Here is a 16235-nt window from a genome sequence, read left to right as displayed (position 1 = left end):
CGCCGATGACGGGGCTCAGGCGGCCTTTTCATGGTCCCAGAAATAGACGGTCGCCGGTTCCGGCTCCCAGACGCGGGCATTTTCAATGCCGGGCAGATTGACCAGAGCGCGATACTCAGAGCCGAAAGCGACATATTGGTCGGTCTCGGCCATGACAGCAGGCTTGCAGGCGATGGGATCACGCACCACGCCAAAACCGGATTTAGTGCCGACGACGAAGGTGAAGAAACCATCGAGATCATCGAGCGCACCGGTCAGCGCCTCGCCCAGATCCTTGCCCTTGGCCATTTCCGCGGTGAGATAGGCGGCGGCGACTTCAGAGTCATTCTGGGTCTCGAAGACCATGCCTTCACGCACCAGTTCGCGACGCAGATTATTGTGGTTGGAAAGCGAGCCATTATGCACCAGGCACTGGTCGGCACCGGTGGAGAAGGGATGCGCGCCAAGCGTCGTCACCGCCGATTCCGTCGCCATGCGGGTGTGGCCGATGCCATGGGTGCCGGCCATGGAGCGCACGTCGAAACGGGTGACGACATCCTTCGGAAGACCGGTTTCCTTGTAGATTTCGACGCTGTCGCCGGAACCCATGACACGCACGTTCGGGCGGATTGCGGAAAGAACCGCGCGGATGCCATCCAGCTTTTCGGACGGAATATCCAGAACCGCATGAGTGCTTTTCACCGTGACAACGGCATCGACGCCGCTTTCCTTCAGCGTTTCGGCGAGGCCGGAAAAATCGGCGGTAGGATCGGCCGACTGGATCGTCACTTTCGCCCGGCCATTGGCAGCGCTTCCGTAGATCGCGATGCCGGCCGAATCCGGGCCGCGATCGGTCATGGTGACGAGCATGTCCGAAAGCAGCTGACCCAGCTGCGGTTCAAGGCTTTTGTCTTTCAGGAATAGTCCAACAATGCCGCACATCGACAGGCACCTCCATTCGTTTCTGAATGAAGGGCTAACATATGGAATTCCATCCCGTCAACTATCAGGAATATTTTTTTCTTCTAAGGCAAATTATCAATCGTTGCCTAGTCGCCTTTGCGGGTAGGAAATGATCGACAGATAACGCGCGGGAAGCTTCACCAATTCCTCCGGCCCATGCGGCGCATCGGCGTCGAAAAACAGGCTATCGCCGGCCTGCATGGTGAAAAGCTGCTCGCCGTGGCGGTAAACCACCTCGCCTTCCAGCATGTAGAGAAACTCCATGCCCTCATGCTGGAAGGTCGGGAACACGTCTGAATCCTTGGTCAGCGTGATGAGATAGGGCTCGACGGTGACGCCGCTGGTATTGTTGTCGATATGGCCGAGCAGGCTGTATTGGTGGCCGGCCCGGGTGCCCCTGCGCTCAATATTCACGCCTTGCCCCGCCTTGACGAAGGTGGCGCTGCGCGGTTCCTCGAAACCGCGAAAGAAGGCCGTGATCGGCACACCCAGAGCCTTTGAAAGCGTCTGCAGCGTGGTGAGCGACGGCGAGATATTGCCGTTTTCGATCTTGGAAAGCATGCCCACCGAAACGCCGGTGGCCGATGCAAGATCGGTGACCGTGATGCCGAGTTTCTTGCGATAGGCGCGCACCTCATGGCCAATCGCCATTTCCAGATTATTGACCCTTGGCTCGCGGACGGCATGGGGATCCTGCGACAGGAAATGCGCAGTTTCGGTCTTGGTGGTATCCTTCGCCATGGTGTCCTCCGGCATTATCGTGTTTTCCCTTCCTTACAGGAAAACTATTTTAATTCGGAGGAAATCTTTGCCGCAGTGCATTTGGAGTATGGCCGAACCGGGCCTTGAAGCTTCCCGAAAAATGCCCGGCGCTCGAGAAGCCGGTGGCGAAGGCCACTTCGGCAATGGAGAGCGGGCTTTGCTCCAGCAGTCGCCGGGCGTGATCGAGGCGGATCGCGCGGTATGTTTCCAGAAACGTCGTTTTCAGATGGGTTGCGAAAAGCCGGTCGAGATGACGCGCGCTGGTTCCCGCCAGTTTCGCCATGGTCTGCCGGTCGAGCGGGCTTTCAATGGTCGTTTCCATTTTTTCCAGCACGGTCAGCAACGCCGGATGGTTGGTACCATGGCGCTCGGCGGCGGAACCCCTTTGCGGCGCGCCAGGTTCGGCCACGGCCGTGTGCAGATACCAGTCGCTGGCACGCCGTGCGAAATGCGCGCCCATTCTCTGCGAAATCATCGCGTGCATCATGTCGAGGGGTGCGACGCCGCCGGCGCAGGTGATGCGGTCTCCATCGAAAACGAACCGCGCCTGCCGGGGCGTCAGATGGCCGAAGGCCTCTTTCAGCACCGGCGCATGCTCCCAGTGAATGGTGAAATCCCGGTTTTCCAGCAATCCCGCCGCCGCCAGCACATAAGCGCCGCTGGAAATGCCCCCGATCCGGACACCCTGCCGCGCCAGCCGCCTTAACGTCCCATAGGAATTTTCCGCAACGGTCCAATCCTGCGGCCCGCCCCCGCGCAGACGAAGATCGTGTGGCATCTCTCGCCTGCGGTGGCGAGTGTCTCGCAGCTGACAATGATGCCGGAAGAACTCCTGACGGCCTCGCCATCGAAAGACAGGGGAACCACATCGTAAAGATCGGTTCCGGCGATCAGATTGGCGGCCCGCAATGGCTCCGCGGCCGAGGCGTAGGACATCAGCGCGAAATTCGGAACCAGAATGAAACCAATGCGCTGGACATTCTTCTGCTCAATGATCGTCATGTCTCTTTTTTAAATCATTATGTCCTTTATTTGCAATTCCCTTTTGAACGACGCCGGTAAGCTTGCGCGATATCGTTCGAGGTACGCAGATGCGCTATTCCGCCTTTTCCATTTTCAAGAACGGCCTTTTCGGCAACAAAGCGTGGAAACCCGCCTGGCGGGACGTGTCTCCGAAACCGCATTATGACGTCATCATCGTTGGCGGCGGCGGGCATGGGCTGGCGACGGCCTATTATCTGGCGAAAGAATTCGGCGTCACCAATGTCGCGGTGCTGGAGAAAAACTATATCGGCTCCGGCAATGTCGGTCGCAACACCACGATCATTCGCTCCAATTATCTGCTGCCGGGTAACAATCCCTTCTACGAGCTTTCGATGAAGCTGTGGGAAGGGCTGGAGCAGGATTTCAACTTCAACGCCATGGTTTCCCAGCGCGGCGTGCTGAACCTCTATCATTCGGATGCACAGCGCGACGCCTATACAAGGCGCGGAAACGCCATGCGACTGCACGGCGTCGATGCCGAATTGCTGGACCGCGCCGCAGTCAAGGCCATGCTGCCGTTTCTCGATTTCGAAAATGCCCGCTTTCCGGTGCAGGGCGGCCTGCTGCAAAGACGCGGCGGCACCGTGCGTCACGATGCCGTCGCCTGGGGTTATGCGCGCGGCGCAGACTGCCGCGGCGTCGATATCATCCAGGGCTGCGAGGTAACCGGCATTCGCCGCGAAAACGGCAGGGTCGTGGGTGTGGAGACCGCCAAGGGCTTCATCGGCTGCGGCAAGTTGGCGCTGGCCGCAGCCGGTAATTCCTCGCAGGTGGCCGCCATGGCCGGGCTGAAACTGCCAATCGAAAGCCATGTGCTGCAGGCTTTCGTGTCTGAAGGGCTCAAACCCTTCATCGATGGCGTCGTCACCTTCGGGGCCGGCCATTTTTACGTCTCGCAATCGGACAAGGGCGGCCTCGTCTTCGGCGGCGATATAGACGGCTACAACTCCTATGCCCAGCGCGGCAATCTGGCGACGGTCGAACATGTCGCGGAGGCAGGCAAGGCGATGATACCGGCGCTCTCGCGCGTCCGGCTGCTACGCTCCTGGGGCGGCATCATGGATATGTCGATGGACGGCTCACCGATTATCGACCAGACCCCGATCGACAATCTCTACCTGAATGCCGGCTGGTGTTATGGCGGCTTCAAGGCGACGCCCGCTTCCGGTTTCTGCTTCGCCCATCTTCTGGCGCGCGGTGCACCGCAGGAAACGGCAACGGCCTTCCGGCTGGACCGCTTCCGGCGCGGTTATCTCATCGATGAAAAGGGCCAGGGAGCCCAGCCCAACCTTCACTAAATTTGTAGCGGGATGGCGGATCAAGGACATCTGAAATGGCAAGTCTCGTGCCCTGCCCGCATTGCGGGCCAAGACCCAGGGAAGAATTCACCATCAAGGGCGCAGCCCTTCAAAGGCCCGCCGCCGATGCCGGTGCGGAGGAATGGTTCGATTATATCTATCTGCGCGATAATCCGCGCGGCGCCTATGAGGAATATTGGCACCATACCTCCGGCTGCCGCCGCTGGCTGGTCGTCACCCGCGATACCGCCACCCATGAGATATCCGCCTGCCGCGACGCCGCCGACAAGACGAAAGTGACAAACGCATGAGCGCCAACCGCCTGAAGACCGGCGGTCTGATCGACCGCTCCAAACCGCTTTCCTTCACCTTCGACGACAAGCCGATGTCGGGTTTTGAGGGCGATAGCCTCGCTTCCGCCCTGCTCGCCAACGGCCAGAAACTCGTCGGTCGCAGCTTCAAATACCACCGCCCGCGCGGCATATTGACGGCGGGTTCAGCCGAGCCGAACGCGCTGATGACTATCGGCCGCGGCGGGCGCACGGAGCCGAACACCCGCGCCACCATGCAGGAGCTTTATGCCGGGCTGGAAGCCAACAGCCAGAACCGCTGGCCCTCTCTCGATTTCGATATCGGCGCCTTGACCGGCCTTCTGTCTCCCTTCCTCGGTGCGGGGTTCTACTACAAGACCTTCATGTGGCCTGCCGCCTTCTGGGAAAAGGTTTATGAGCCCTTCATCCGCAAAGCCGCCGGTCTCGGCAAAGCAAGCTACGAGGCGGATCCGGATGCCTATGACAAATGCTGGGCGCATTGCGACCTGCTGGTGATCGGCTCCGGCGCGGCGGGTCTGGCGGCAGCGCTTGCCGCAGGACGCGCCCGCGCGCGCGTAATCATTGTCGAGGAACATTCCCTCGCAGGCGGCGGCCTTCTTTCCGAAACGGCAGCTATCGGCGGCAAGAGCGCTCCGCATTTCGCAGCGCAATGCGTTGCCGAGCTCGAAACCCTGCCGAATGTGACGGTGCTGACGCGAACCACGGCTTTCGGCTGGTACGACGGCAATGTCTTCGGCGCGGTGGAGCGGGTGCAGAAACATCTGTCCGATCCGAAAGCCCATGTGCCCGTGGAGCGCCTGTGGCGCATCGCCGCCAAGCGGGCGCTGCTGGCAACCGGCGCGGAAGAACGGCCGCTGGTCTTCGGCGGCAACGATGTTCCCGGCGTGATGATGGCCGGCGCCATGCGCAGCTATCTCAATCGCTATGCCGTCAGCCCCGGCACGGCGACGGCAATTTTCACCACCAACGACAGCGGTTATGCGCTTGCCCGCGATCTGGAGGCGCAGGGTGTCGCTCTTGCCGCCATCATCGACAGCCGTGAGCAGGGCAATCCGGGCTACGAAGGCAAGGCGCGCGTCATCAAGGGTGGCGTCGTCTCCAATGCCAAGGGCGGCAAGGCGCTTTCCGCCATTGAGATTTATGCGAATGGCCGGGCGGAGAAGCTGAATGTCGATGCGCTGGCCATGTCGGGCGGCTTCAGCCCCATCATCCATCTCGCCTGCCATCGCGGCGGCAAGCCGGTCTGGTCGGAAGACGATGCCGCTTTCCTGGCGCCCGGCAATCTCAAGGGGCTGGAACTCGCCGGCGCGGTTTCCGCAATAAACGGTATCGCCGCCTGCCTTCAGGATGGCGCGCGGAAGGGCGCAGCGCTGGTACAAGAGCTCGGCTTTGCATCAGCTGCACCGACATTCGGCACGGTGGAAAACGATATCGTAGCCCCGCCTGCAAAGCCGCTCTGGTCCATCCCCGGCATTAAGGCGAAAGCCTTTGTCGATTATCAGAACGACGTTCACCGCAAGGATCTAGGCCTCGCCATCCGTGAAGGTTATGGCCATGTCGAGCTCGCCAAACGCTACACCACGAACGGCATGGCGACGGATCAGGGCAAGCTTTCGAATGTCAATGCCATCGGGCTGCTGGCCGAAGCGCGCGGCGTCTCCCCGGCGGATATCGGCACCACGACGTTCCGGCCGTTTTATACGCCCGTCTCCTTCGGCGCGCTTACGGGCGCCTATCACGGCCAGCATTTCCAGCCGGTACGCAAATCGCCGCTGCATGGCTGGGCCGAGAAAAACGGGGCCGTGTTCGTCGAAACCGGGCTCTGGTATCGCTCCTCCTGGTTTCCGCGCGAAGGCGAAAGCGACTGGCGGGAAAGCGTCGACCGTGAGGTTCTGAATGTGCGCAAGAATGCCGGGCTCTGCGATGTATCGATGCTCGGCAAGATCGAAATCTGTGGCAGGGACGCCGCCGAATTCCTGAACCGGGTCTATTGCAACGCTTTCCTGAAATTGCCGGTCGGCAAGGCGCGTTATGGCCTGATGCTGCGTGAGGACGGAATGATCTATGACGACGGCACTACCAGCCGGCTGGAGGAAAACCGCTTCTTCATGACGACCACCACCGCCTATGCGGCGGGCGTCATGAACCATCTGGAATTCTGTGCGCAGGCGCTCTGGCCTGATCTCGACGTACGGCTTGCCTCCGTCACCGATCAATGGGCGCAGATGGCGATTGCCGGACCGAAGGCACGCGCGATTCTGCAAAGAATTGTCGATGAAGATATTTCCGATGAAGCCTTTCCCTTTCTTGCGGCCCGGGAAGTTTCCCTGTTTGGCGGGCAACTGCATGGACGCCTGTTCCGGATTTCCTTCTCCGGCGAACTGGCCTACGAGCTTGCCGTCCCGGCCGGTTACGGCGAAAGCGTCGCCGACGCGCTGATGGAAGCCGGCGAGCCGGAGAATATCATGCCCTATGGCGTCGAGGCGCTTGGCGTGCTGCGCATCGAAAAGGGACATGTCACCCACAATGAAATCAACGGCACGGTGGTGCCCGCCGATCTCGGCTTCGGCAAAATGGTTTCCACCGCAAAGGCCGATTTCATTGGCCGACGTATGCTGGAGCGCGAGGGGCTTTTCGCCGCCGACCGTCCGAGCCTCGTCGGCGTCGTGCCGCTCGATCCAAAACAGTCCTTCCGCACCGGCTCGCATATTCTTGCGAAGGATGCCGCGGCAATGCTGGAGAACGATCAAGGTTATGTGACCTCCAGTGCGTTCTCACCGCATCTGGGTTCGACCATCGGTCTCGCCCTGGTCAAGAATGGCCCTGCGCGGCATGGCGAGGAAATCACGGTCTGGAACGGCCTGCGCAACGAATTTACCCAAGCCCGCCTTTGCAACCCGGTTTTTGTCGATCCTCAAAACGAGAAACTCCATGTCTGATTTCAAGCCTGACTTCAAATCCGGCTTCCGTCCGACGCTCCGCCCGGTGCTGGGCGCGAAGCGAGCGATTGCCTCCACCGCCATCAAGCTCTCCCCTTTGCCGGAAGGCGCGATCATCCACGTTCTGGCCGCACCCGACGCAACGGATCTGGACGCCCGCCTTCGCGACCTTGCCAAAGGCGATATACGTGCGGTCTCACCGGGCCAATGGTTCATCGTCGGTGAACACCCTCTGTCACACGCTGATATGAAGGCGCTTCTTGCGGCGCTCGAACCTCAGGCGACGGGTGTCGACCAGAGCCAGGGACGCGTTCGCATCCGCATCGAAGGCAAGATGGCCGAGCGGGTTCTGGCCAAAGGCACGGCGGTCGACCTGTCTCTCGCGGCCTTCCCGGTAGGACATTCCGCCACGACGCTGATCGGCCACATCGCCGCCCACCTCACCCGCGTCGACGCACAGGTCTTCGAAGTCATCGTGCTGCGCGGTTTTGCCGAAAGCCTGTGGGACGACCTTGCCCGGATGAGCCTCGAATTCCAGTGATCGTGTCGGTCAGGTCCAGATGCTTTCGGGCGTCAGGATTTCGAAGGGCACGATCCGCTGTTCAACGGAAGACGAATCTCCGTTCTCGATGCGCCGCAACATCACGTCGATCAATTGCTGCGGCATCCTGTCGAGGGGAAGCGGCAGAGAGGCGGTAATCAGCCCTTCGTTGAGGCCTTTTCGTGTTTCCGGTCCGATATCGTTACAGATGATTTTTATGTCGCGCTGCCGCTCGGCAGGCAGTTCCCTGAGTGCGCGCAGAACACCCGATATGCCGCCGCCATTGACATAAATCCCCGTGAGTCCCGGTTCGGCAGCAATCATATCCCGCACGATGACATAGGCGTTTTCCGGCTCCTCGTGGGTCAGCAGCGTTTCCGCGACCTGAAGTTCAGGTGTGTTTTCGCGCATATAGGAGCGGAAACTGGCGTCCGAAACATCCTGGCACTGATACCGATTGCTGCCGATCAGCGGCACGACCACGCCGTCGCCCTTTACCGTCTGGCTGAGGAACCATGCCGCCGTGCGGCCGCGTTTCCAGCTGTCGGTGCCGACAAAGCCCGCGCGGCTTGCCGCCGACAGATCGGATACGTAAGTCACCACCGGAACGCCCCTGCCCCGCAGCTCGTCGATCGCCTGGCTGACGAGCGGATGATCGGCCGTCACCACCGCGATTGCGCCGCAGGATTGTCCCATCTTCAGGAGATTGGCGGAAACGGCCTCCGGTGAAAGATCGTCCTCGAAAACGACATCCGGCTCGATGATGCTATCCGGCCGCTGACGTGCGGCGGCGACGATCCCTTCCGCCCAAAGCCGGTAAAGCGGCCGGTGGGATTGCTGCAACAGAAAGCCGAGCCGGTGATGGGGCATGGCCTCGCGGCGACGGTCCTTGATGGTGCCGAGACCGTAAAAACCGATCTCCTCCGCCGCCTTGAGTATCTGGTCGATCGTATCCTGGCGCACGGAAGTCGAACCGTGCAGCAGCCGGTTGACCGTGGAGATGCTGACACCGGCGGCTTTCGCAAGATCGGTAATGGTCGGTCGGTTCATGACGCCTCACAATCGTATCATTCATGAATGACATTAAATGATATTAAATGCAACATTAAATGAAATATAAATTCCATTCCCATGAAAATGAAAGATATAAATCATCCTGTCATTAGGGCCCGTCGGGAGAATGGGCAGGGAGGAAGCAATGGCGTTTTTCAGGAAATTTCTCGCAACGGGCGCTGTCTCGCTCGTGATGGCATCCGGCGCGTTCGCGGCCAATATCGCCGTTGTCGGCGGCAAGAATGACGATGCGTTCTGGAACCTCATAAAAAAGGGTGTCGACGACGCACGCCTCGTGGTGGAGGCGAATGGCGGCAAGGTCAATTACCTGCGTTTGCAGACCTATGACAATTTCGCGCCCGATGTGGTGCAGCTGATCCAGACCGCCATCAGTCAGAAGGTCGACGGTCTCGTCATTCCGAACTGGGTTCCGGAAGGCGAGGACCCGGCGATCCGGGAAGCCATCAATGCCGGTATCAAGGTCATTCTCATGAATGCCGGTGGGCACGAAAAGGCGAAGGAACTCGGCGCGATCAATTATGTCGGCTCCGACGAATATATTGCCGGCGTCGCCGGCGGCGAATATTTTGCGAAACAGGGCAAAAAGAGCGTCATCTGCGTCAACACCGTTCCGGGGGCCGCCAATCAGGAGGCGCGCTGCAAGGGCGTCATCGACGGCATCACCAAGGCCGGCGGCGCCGGCAAGCAACTGCCGCTTCCCGCCACCAGCTTCGGCGATGCCACCGCCGTCGCCGAGGCGATCAAGGCGACGTTGCTACAGGACGGCAAGATCGACGGCGTCCTGACCATTTCGGCGGGCGATGCGGATTCCGCCGCCATCGGCATCATGCAGGCCGGCAAGACCGAAACCGCCCTGCTTGGCACTTTCGATCTCAACCAGTCCGGCCTCGACCGGATCAAGGACGGGACGCAGGGTTTCGCAATCGACCAGCAGCCCTACCTGCAATCATTGCTGGCGGTAACGCTTCTGGCCTCGGCCATCGATTTCGGAACCGATCTGCCGACCGCCCCGCTGCTGACGGGACCGAACATCGTCGACAAATCCAACATCCAGACCACGCTTGCCGGCGTCGCCAAGGGAGCGCGCTGAGCGGTTATCCATACCCGCTCCCGATCTCCGGCGAAACCGGGGATCGGGCTTTGACGGGAAGAGGATATCCCCTCGGCACCTAGGGCCAATATTGGAGTGAACGACGTGAAAAATCTCTCTTTGGGCGACCTTCTGCGCCGCCCGGAATCAGGCGCCTTTCTCGGCCTTGTTTTCGTTCTTGCCTTCTTCGTCATCTTCGGCAGCATCGATTTCCTGAAACCCGCCGGCGCCGCAAGCTGGCTGAATGTCGCGGCCAATCTCGGCATCGTCGCCATTCCCGTCGGGCTGCTGATGATTTCCGGCGAGCTCGATATTTCCATCGGCGCGATGATCCCGGCCGGCGCGCTGACGGTCGCCATCATCACCGGTTATTACGGCATGCCGATCTGGCTCGGGATCATCGGCGCGCTTGGCCTTGGGGTGCTTGTCGGGCTGATCAACGGCTTTCTGGTAATACGGACCGTGGTGCCCTCACTGATCGTCACGCTCGGCACGCTGTTTGCGGTGCAGGGGCTGATCCTCGGCTTTTCGGTGCTTCTGACCGGCACGACCAGCGTGGCGCTGAGCCCTGCCCAATCCGGCCCCGTCGCCAAATTCCTGTTCGGACAGTTCATCGGCGGCAGCTTTCAGGTCAGCATCGTCTGGTGGCTGCTGCTGACGGCGATCTATATCTTCTATGTCCATTATTCGCCCTTCGGAAACTGGATTTTCGCCATGGGCGGCGACCGGGTGAGTGCCCGCAATGCCGGCATTCCCACCGACAAGCTGACGGTGACGCTTTTCGTCCTTTCCTCCGTCAGCGCCTCCTTCGTCGGGGTCTGTCAGGCAATCCTCTTCAATGTAGCCCAGGTTTCGGCCGGCATGACCTTCATCTTCAACTCCATCATCGCGGTTGTCGTGGGCGGGGTGCTGCTGACCGGCGGCTTCGGTTCGGTGATCGGCATATTTCTTGGCACCATCACCTTCGCCATCGTCAATCAGGGCATTTATTTCACCGCCTTTGACCGCAACTGGTCGAGCCTCATCATCGGCGTCATGCTGCTGCTCGCGGTGCTGATGAACAACACCTTCCGCGTCATGGCGCTCACCTATTCACCGAAGAAGAAGTGAGGCACGACGATGACCACACCCATTCTCGAACTCAGAAACGTCAACAAGTCCTTCGGCCCGATCGATGTTCTGCACGATATCTCGCTGAAGGTGCGCGCCGGCGAGGTGCTCTGCCTGCTGGGCGACAATGGCGCGGGAAAATCCACACTGATCAAGACACTGGCCGGGGTTTATCAGCCCAGTTCCGGCGAGTTGCTGATGGATGGCACGCCGGTCGATTTCGACGGGCCGCGCGATGCGCAGCGCATGGGCATTTCCACCGTGCACCAGTTCGGCGGAACCTTTCCGTTGATGAGCATCGGCCGCTCCTTCTTCATCGGCGCAGAGCCGACCAAAGGTTTCTGGCCCTTCCGGATTTACGACCGCAAGAAGGCAAACGAAATCGCCGTCAAGGCGGTGCAGGAATTCGGCATCACCCGCATCGATGATGGCGACCGCCTGATCGGCGGGCTCTCCGGCGGCGAGCGGCAATCGCTCGCCATCGCCCGCGCGGTGCATTTTGGCGCGCGCGTTCTGATCCTCGACGAGCCGACGGCGGCGCTGGGCGTGAAACAGGCGTCCCACGTTCTGCGCATCGTGCTGGAAGCCCGCAAGCGGGGGATAGCGGTGATCTTCATCACCCATCAGGTCACCCACGCTATCGCCGTCGGCGACCATTTTGCCGTGCTCATCCGCGGCGCAGTCGCCGCCAATTTCCGCAAGGGCGAAAAATCCCGCGAGGAGATCACCGACCTGATGGCCGGCGGTGAGGCGCTCGCCGATCTCGGTGCCGAGGTGGAAAATTACATGGCCAGCCATGACGGCCATCCGCCGCAGCCGCCATCCAGTTAAGACATAGAGAAGGATCAAGACCGATGAAAATCGCCATCGACCCCCACATGCACCGTTTCACCAGCCTCGATGAGCTGCCCGCCAAGGTGAAGGAGCTTGGCTTCGACTGGATCGAACTCAGCCCCCGCGCTGATTTCCTCGAATGGTTCAAGGCGCCGCGTGTCTTTCCCGAGCGCATCAGGTCCTTCAAAACGGCGCTGAAAGACGCCGATGTCGGCATCGCTGCGCTGCTGCCGATGTATCGCTGGGCCTCCAATGACGAGACCGAACGGCAGGCGGCGGTGAAACACTGGAAGCGGGCCATCGAGATCGCCATCGAACTGGAGGTCGACACGATGAACTCCGAATTCGGCCGCGGCCCGCATCCCGACAAGGGTTCATGTTATTGCTGCCATACCGGCTCGATGATCGAGGCCTGCGAGGATGCCTGGTGGCGCTCGATGGAAGAACTGGTGCCGATCTTCGAGCGCGAAAACATCAACCTGCATGTCGAGCCGCATCCGGAAGACTGGTGCGAAACGCTGCAGCCGGCGTTGGACATCATCCGCACTGTCAATTCGAAGAACGTCAAATTCCTCTATTGCGCGCCGCACACCTTCTATTTCGGTGACGACACCAAGGCGATGCTGCGCGAAGCCAAGGATGTGCTCGCCCATGTCCATGTCGGCGATACCTTCAACCACAAGGCCAGCTCCGGGCTTCGTTATATCCTCAACCCGCCGGGCACGCAGGCGAGGGTGCACCAGCATCTCAATATCGGCCAGGGCGAAGTGCCATGGGACGATTTCTTCAGCACGCTTTCCGAAATCGGCTTCGACGGCATCATGACCTCCTGCGTCTTCGCCTGGGAGGACAGGGCCGATGAATCGAGCCGGTTCATGCGCAGCAAGATGCAGGACTATATCGACCTCTATTTCAAGAAATAACGCGGCAAACCGGCGCTGAGGCCGAGGCGGACCCCGCCTCCGGCCACGGCCATTGGCAACATCAAATGGAAAGACGACCGACATGATCAACGGAGAAAGACTGATTTCACGCCCGCTGCGCTGGGCCATGGTGGGCGGCGGACGGACGGGACAGGTGGGTTACAAGCACCGCACCGGTGCGCTTCGCGACGGCAACTACCAGCTCGTCGCCGGCGCATTCGACCTCGATGCCGAAAGAGGCCGAGACTTCGGCGTCAATCTCGGCGTTGCAGCGGAACGCTGCTATGCGGATTACAAGGCGCTGATTGCCGGCGAAACGGCACGCGAAGACGGTGTTGACATCGTCTCCATCGCCACCCCCAATTTCACCCATTACGAGATTACCAAGGCCTGCCTTGAGGCCGGGCTGCATGTCATCTGCGAAAAACCGTTGTTCTTCACCGTGGCCGAATGCGACGAGGTGGCGCGGCTGGCCGAACGGAAGGGCCTGATCGTCGGCGTTACCTATGGCTTTACCGGGCATCCGCTCGTCCACCAGATGGCGGCCATGGTCAAAAAAGGAATGCTGGGCGACATCCGTATCGTCGACCTGCAATATACCCACGGCTTCAATGCCGGTGACGATGTGGGCGCGGGCGAGGCCGTCAAATGGCGCACCAATCCCCGCACCGCCGGCCCGACCTTCGTGCTGGGCGATATCGGCACGCATCTTTATTATCTCTCGGAAGTCGTACTGCCGCATATGAAGGTGGAACGCCTGCTCTGCGACCGCAAGGCCTTCATCCCCACGCGCGCACCGCTGGAGGACCACGCCACCGTCCTAATGCATTACGACAATGGCGCACGCGGCCGTCTCTGGGTTTCCTCCGTCAATGCCGGCAATATGGGATCGCAGCGTTACCGCTTCGTCGGCTCCAAGGCGTCGCTCGAATGGTCAGATTCCCATCCCGACCAGCTGATCTACGAGGTTCAGGGCGAACCCGGCCGCATCCTGCACCACGGCATGCCATATCTGGAACAGGAAAGCCTCGCCATCGACCGCATGGGCGCATTGCATACCGAAGGTCTCGGTGACAGCTGGTCGAATATCTATCTCTGGATCGCCCAGGCCATCGACGCGGCAAATCGCGGTGACAGGGCCTTTCTGAAGACCCACCATTATCCCGGCATCACGGCCGGCACCGAAGGCGTTCGCTGGCTGGAAAACTGCGTCCGTTCGGCCGATGCCGGCGCCGCCTGGGTCGATTTCGCTTAACCAGCTTGGGGGCGCGCCGGACAACTCTCCCGTCCTCCTCTTCAGGCGCGTCCCCATACCTCCCCGGAAAGATGAACGATGAAACTCGCAATTTGTACTGACGTCATGGCAAGCCTGCCCTTCACTGATATGCTCGACAAATGCGTCGCGCTCGGTGTCGAGGGCATCGAGATGACCGGCGGCGGCTGGTCCAGCGGCCCGCATTTCAGGGCCGACGAACTGTTGGCGGATAAGGGGCTTCTCAAATCCAGGCTCAAGGAAATCGAGGCCCGTGGCCTCGAAATCGCTGCGCTGAATTGCTCCGCCAATCCGCTCGATCCCGGCGATATGGGCAAGCGCCACCTGAAGGAGATGCAAGACACCGTCCGGCTGGCCGGCGAAATCGGCGTGACGAAGATCGTCACCATGTCCGGCCTGCCGGAAGCAGCACCGGGTGACACCGTGCCGAATTGGCTCGTCTACACGAAGAGCTGGCCGAACGAGATGCCGGAGCGCGACCGTTACCAATGGGAAGATCGCGCCTTTCCGCTCTGGCACGGGCTTGTGAAGCTCGCCAGGGAAGCGGGCGTCGAAAAATATGCGCTCGAGAATTTCTCGGCCATGCTCGTCTGGAACCCGGAAACCCTGTTTCGCCTGCGCAATGAGGTTGGCCCGACGGTGGGCATGAATCTCGATCCGTCGCACCTGATGTGGATGGGGGCCGATCCCATCGCCTCTGCCCGTGCACTCGGCAGCGCGATCCACCATTGCCACGGCAAGGACACCCGCATCGAACGCGGACTGGCCGATGTGAACGGGCTGCTGGAACTCAAAGAGGTGACTGACGTCGCCAACCGCAGCTGGAACTATGTGGCGGTGGGCGCCGGCCATGACCTGCAATGGTGGAAGGAATTTTTCTCCGTGGTGCGCATGGCCGGTTACGATGGCTGGGTCAGTCTGGAAATGGAGGATTTCACCATGTCCACCGAGGCGGGCATCCAGTCTTCCATCGACGCCCTTAAAGCCACCATCAGCCGCTGAAACCCGCTCCGGGCCGCAGAAGGCGGCCCGGCCTCAATTGCGCCACGAGGATGCCATGACCAACCGGATCACCATCACCACCGCTCCCTGCTGCTGGGGCGTCGACGACGTCAAAAATCCCCATCTGCCCCATTGGGAAAAGGTGCTGGACGAGGCGAAGGCCGCCGGCTTCGGCGGCCTGGAACTCGGCCCCTACGGTTATCTGCCGCTCGACCTCGAGCGTGTTTCGCAGGCGCTCAATGAGCGCGATCTGAAAATCGTCGCCGGCACGATTTTCGACGATCTGGTCTCACCGGAGAACCGCAACAATCTGCTGCGCCAGACCGACGAGATCTGCGCGCTGATCACCCGCCTGCCGAAACCGGAAACCCATGCCGGCCAACGCTTTTCCGCCCCCTATCTGACTGTGATGGACTGGGGACATGACGAGCGGGACTATGCCGCCGGCCACTCCGACCGCGCGCCGCGCCTCGATGGGGGTGCATGGAACGGCATGGTCGAAAACATCCGCGCCATCGCAACGCTTGCCCGCGACAAATATGGCGTGCGCGCCACTATCCACCCCCATGCTGGCGGCTACATCGAATTTGCCGATGAGTTGCAGCAGATCGTCGAGGACATTCCCGCCGATCTGGCGGGCCTTTGCCTCGATACCGGCCATATGGCCTATTCCGGCATGGACCCCGTCATCACGCTTCGCCGCTATTGGGACCGTGTCGACTATATTCATTTCAAGGATATTGACGCCACGGTTTTCGAGGAGGTGATGGCAGAACGCATCCGCTTCTTCGACGCCTGCGCCAAAGGCGTCATGTGCCCCATCGGTCGCGGCTCAATCGACTATCCAGCCATCCGCAGCTTTCTGACGGAACTTGGCTATGGCGGCTATATCACCATCGAGCAGGAGCGCGACCCGCGCAATGCCGGCGGCATTCTGGATGATCTGGCGGCCAGCAGGGCGTTTCTTGCTGAGTGTGGGTTCTAATATCAAACCCTAAACAGCCTTCTACGCCCATTCTTTCTTCCGGAAAACGCGATCCCCACAAGATGCTAAGATTTTTACTCACTCCC

14 protein-coding genes and 1 pseudogene are annotated in these 16235 nt (G+C 60.6%); 11 read left to right on the top strand and 4 right to left on the bottom strand.

All coding sequences use genetic code 11. The annotated features are described in order from the left end of the window. Nucleotides 1-15 precede the first annotated feature (15 nt). The 3 genes and pseudogenes from O3W47_RS05700 to O3W47_RS05690 form a co-directional block, all read right to left on the bottom strand. Nucleotides 16-921 (bottom strand): class II glutamine amidotransferase, encoded by a 906-nt coding sequence (locus tag O3W47_RS05700; protein WP_269313207.1) that lies wholly within the window; start codon nucleotides 919-921, stop codon nucleotides 16-18. Between the two features lie 96 nt (nucleotides 922-1017). Then, nucleotides 1018-1698, bottom strand: coding sequence for a helix-turn-helix domain-containing protein (locus tag O3W47_RS05695; RefSeq protein WP_269313206.1), 681 nt, complete (start codon nucleotides 1696-1698; stop codon nucleotides 1018-1020). A 34-nt stretch (nucleotides 1699-1732) separates the two neighbouring features. Beyond that, a pseudogene (locus O3W47_RS05690) lies at nucleotides 1733-2706 on the bottom strand (GlxA family transcriptional regulator). Between the two features lie 89 nt (nucleotides 2707-2795). Between O3W47_RS05690 and O3W47_RS05685 the strand changes: the two are divergent. From O3W47_RS05685 to O3W47_RS05670, 4 genes are read left to right on the top strand one after another with little or no spacing between them, the layout of a single operon-like run. After that, complete coding sequence (locus O3W47_RS05685; RefSeq protein WP_269313205.1) at nucleotides 2796-4046, top strand: sarcosine oxidase subunit beta family protein; 1251 nt, start codon at nucleotides 2796-2798, stop codon at nucleotides 4044-4046. A gap of 35 nt (nucleotides 4047-4081) precedes the next feature. Then, nucleotides 4082-4357, top strand: coding sequence for a sarcosine oxidase subunit delta (locus tag O3W47_RS05680; RefSeq protein WP_269313204.1), 276 nt, complete (start codon nucleotides 4082-4084; stop codon nucleotides 4355-4357). Beyond that, nucleotides 4354-7317: a sarcosine oxidase subunit alpha gene (locus O3W47_RS05675; RefSeq protein ID WP_269313203.1), complete on the top strand. Its 2964-nt coding sequence runs from the start codon at nucleotides 4354-4356 to the stop codon at nucleotides 7315-7317. The genes O3W47_RS05680 and O3W47_RS05675 overlap by 4 nt, the downstream gene beginning before the upstream one ends. Next, nucleotides 7310-7858 (top strand): sarcosine oxidase subunit gamma, encoded by a 549-nt coding sequence (locus O3W47_RS05670; RefSeq protein WP_269313202.1) that lies wholly within the window; start codon nucleotides 7310-7312, stop codon nucleotides 7856-7858. Before O3W47_RS05675 ends, O3W47_RS05670 begins: the two co-directional genes overlap by 8 nt. A 9-nt stretch (nucleotides 7859-7867) precedes the next feature. Here the strand turns inward: O3W47_RS05670 and O3W47_RS05665 are convergent, their stop codons facing one another. After that, nucleotides 7868-8908, bottom strand: coding sequence for a LacI family DNA-binding transcriptional regulator (locus O3W47_RS05665; RefSeq protein ID WP_269313201.1), 1041 nt, complete (start codon nucleotides 8906-8908; stop codon nucleotides 7868-7870). 148 nt (nucleotides 8909-9056) lie between these two features. Between O3W47_RS05665 and O3W47_RS05660 the strand changes: the two genes are divergently transcribed. The 7 genes from O3W47_RS05660 to O3W47_RS05630 all read left to right on the top strand — a co-directional run bounded on the left by O3W47_RS05660 (nucleotide 9057) and on the right by O3W47_RS05630 (nucleotide 16149). After that, nucleotides 9057-10022, top strand: coding sequence for a substrate-binding domain-containing protein (locus tag O3W47_RS05660; RefSeq protein WP_269313200.1), 966 nt, complete (start codon nucleotides 9057-9059; stop codon nucleotides 10020-10022). A gap of 105 nt (nucleotides 10023-10127) precedes the next feature. After that, complete coding sequence (locus O3W47_RS05655) at nucleotides 10128-11132, top strand: ABC transporter permease (RefSeq protein ID WP_269313199.1); 1005 nt, start codon at nucleotides 10128-10130, stop codon at nucleotides 11130-11132. Between the two features lie 9 nt (nucleotides 11133-11141). Further along, the gene (locus O3W47_RS05650; RefSeq protein WP_269313198.1) at nucleotides 11142-11963 is read left to right on the top strand and encodes an ATP-binding cassette domain-containing protein; all 822 of its coding nucleotides are present in this window, start codon (nucleotides 11142-11144) and stop codon (nucleotides 11961-11963) included. 23 nt (nucleotides 11964-11986) lie between these two features. Beyond that, the gene (locus O3W47_RS05645) at nucleotides 11987-12889 is read left to right on the top strand and encodes a sugar phosphate isomerase/epimerase family protein (protein WP_174024392.1); all 903 of its coding nucleotides are present in this window, start codon (nucleotides 11987-11989) and stop codon (nucleotides 12887-12889) included. Between the two features lie 82 nt (nucleotides 12890-12971). After that, entirely contained in the window at nucleotides 12972-14144 is a 1173-nt protein-coding gene (locus O3W47_RS05640) for a Gfo/Idh/MocA family protein (RefSeq protein WP_269313197.1), read from the top strand. Between the two features lie 78 nt (nucleotides 14145-14222). Beyond that, a complete protein-coding gene (locus O3W47_RS05635) occupies nucleotides 14223-15164 on the top strand; it encodes a sugar phosphate isomerase/epimerase family protein (protein ID WP_269313196.1) in 942 nt (313 codons plus the stop codon). A gap of 55 nt (nucleotides 15165-15219) precedes the next feature. Further along, nucleotides 15220-16149, top strand: a complete 930-nt coding sequence (locus O3W47_RS05630) for a sugar phosphate isomerase/epimerase family protein (RefSeq protein WP_269313195.1) — start codon at nucleotides 15220-15222, stop codon at nucleotides 16147-16149. Nucleotides 16150-16235: the final 86 nt, after the last annotated feature.

The organism is Agrobacterium sp. LMR679, from assembly GCF_027157905.1.
In the GTDB taxonomy this organism is placed as follows: Bacteria; Pseudomonadota; Alphaproteobacteria; order Rhizobiales; family Rhizobiaceae; genus Agrobacterium; species Agrobacterium leguminum.
The sequence above is the reverse complement of the archived record's forward strand: the minus strand, read 5'-3'. Positions and strand labels throughout refer to the sequence as shown.